This window comes from Halorubrum tibetense, from assembly GCF_042661865.1.
GTDB classification, from domain to species: domain Archaea; phylum Halobacteriota; class Halobacteria; order Halobacteriales; family Haloferacaceae; genus Halorubrum; species Halorubrum tibetense.
In genome coordinates this window covers 1-2,341 of record NZ_JBHSWW010000332.1, presented here as the reverse complement: position 1 = coordinate 2,341, position 2,341 = coordinate 1, and the positions used below count along the sequence as shown (strand labels likewise).

Sequence of the window (2,341 nt, the reverse complement as noted above, 5' to 3'; positions counted from 1 at the left end):
TTCACGGGCGTGACGTTGCCCGGCCGGTCGGGGACCGACTCGACGCCGTCGGGCGCGTAGCCGAGCAGGAGCGGCGCGACGGCAGTCGCCTCGAGGTCGACGGGGAACTCTCCTTTCGGGACCGACGCGACCAGCTCGCCGGTTACCTCGTTGACCCGGACCGTCCCCTCGCTCACGACGGTCCCGGTCGCGTCCTCGACGCGGGCCCCGTGCTCCCCGTCGACGACGACACGGTGCGAGTGGGGTTCGGCGAGCCGCGCGTTGACGCCCGTCCGCGTTTCGGTCGTCGCCTCGGCCGGGTCGGTTCCGTCCTCGCGGAGGTACACCTGGAGGTTCTGGACGGAGAACCCGCCGTCGAGTCCCCATGGGTTCTCCATCGGGCCGTCGACGTCGGCACGGAACTGGATCGTGTCTGGCGTCTCGTGGATCGCGAACTCGGCGAGGTCGAACGCCCCATCGGCGTACGCGTCGTCGGTGGGGTAGGTGTACCCGCCCGACCCGTAGTCGGTGCCACTCTCGACGTCGAGATCCGCGACAGTCGACCCGACCTCCAGGAGGTCCGGGGTCTCCAGTATCGCCACCGTGTCGACAGCGACGGTTTGGGCGTCGGAGGGTGAGTCGAACGTCACGTCCTCGCCGGTGACGAGGTCGGTCCCGCCGACGCCCGGACGGAGGTACACGTCCGTCGCGCTCGACTCGAAGTTGATCGCGACGACGACGCGCTCGGGACCGTTCACGTCCTCCAGATCGCTCGCGTCGCGACCGAAGACGAGCACGTCGCCGCTGGGTGCGACGTGCCACGCACCAGAGAGGTCGGCGCGGGGTTTCAGCGCGTCCAGCTCGTGGTACGCGTCGATCAGCTCGCGGTAGAACGCGAGGTGGTCGGCGTCGTAGTCGGTCCAGTTCATGAACGCGCGCTGTTTCCCGTCCGGGTTGACATCGCCGTCGTCGCGGTGGTCGCCGGCCCCGCGATGGCGGTTCTCACCGAACTCGGAGATCGCGCGCTCCTGTCCGTAGTAGACGTGCGGGACGCCGGGGAGCGTCACCCCCGCGGCCCACGTCGCCCGCTGCGCCTTCCGCGGGTCCGCGCGGGTGCCGTCGAGCGCCTGATTCAGGGTTCGCTCCTCGTCGTGGTTCTCGATCGCGTTGAGGATCACGGAGTAGTCCGGGAACCCCTGTTCGGCGCGGGCCCGGACGGAGTCGAACAACACCTCGGGCTCCGTGTCGCCGCTGGCGACCCCGTGGGCCGGCACGGTGAACCCCTCCGTGTCGAAATGCATGTCGAACTCGTTCTCGGAGAAGGCGGGGTCGTTGGGGATCGCCTCGTCGAGCAGGAGGAACTCGCTGTCGTTCGCCCGACACACCTCCCGGACGTCCTTCCAGAAGCTGTGCGGGACCCCCCACGCGATGTCACACCGGAAGCCGTCGACGCCGATCTCGCCGGACCAGAAGTCGGCAACGGCGAGCATGTACTCGCGGAGCGCGACGTTGTCGAAGTTGAAGTTCGGGTGGAGTTGGAGGTTCCAGAAGCCGGTGACGAACGGCGCGGGCTCCAGCTGCTCGCCGTCGTGAACGCGGGGTGCGTCGATCCGGTCGAACCAGTCGAAGTACTGCGAGTGGCGGTCCCACGCCTCGACGATCGGCCAGAACTCCGGCTCGTCGGACTGCTCGGCGATCGTGTCCTGAAACTCCGACATCGTCCGCCCGCCGTGGTTGATCACGAGGTCGAGACACACCCGGATGTCGCGCTCGTGGCAGGCGTCGACGAACGTCTCGTACGCCGCAAGCGGGTCCGTCCCGTCCGGCGTCAGGTCGTCGGCGACGCCGAAGAAGTCGGTGATGTCGTAGCCGTGTGGACCGCCGCCGGGGAGCTCCCGTTCGGGGCTGACGGCGGGGTGGATCGGCGTGAGCCACACCACGTCGACGCCGAGCTCGTCGAGGTAGTCGACGCCGCGGGCGGCCCGGGCGTTCGCCGTGAGCGTGTCGTCCGCACCGTCGATGGCCGCGTCCCGGCTCTCGGTCACGGTCCCGTCGATCAGCGTGTCGAACGTCGTCTTCCCCCGCTGTCCCGCCCACGACCGAGTGAAGATCTGATACATCACGCCGTCGAGCAGCCACTCCGGCGGTCGGTTCGGGAACCGAACCTCGCCGTCCGGATGGAGCTCGATGACGTCCGCGACGCTGCGCCGATTCCCGTCGTGGACGGCGGCGTGTATCCGGGCCGACTCTCCCCCGAGATCCGCGAGGTCGACGGTCGCGGTCGTCCCGTCCACGTCGACGTCGGCGGTCGCGAGCGCGTCCCGGGCCTCGACGAGGACGCGGGCTTCGAGGTCGGCGGTCG

The 2,341-nt window shown here is 69.5% G+C and carries 1 protein-coding gene; it reads right to left on the bottom strand.

Translation table 11 applies throughout. The annotated features are described in order from the left end of the window. A partial coding sequence (locus ACFQEU_RS14615; RefSeq protein WP_379783346.1) for an alpha-amylase family glycosyl hydrolase occupies nt 1-2,341 on the bottom strand: 2,341 nt, incomplete at both ends.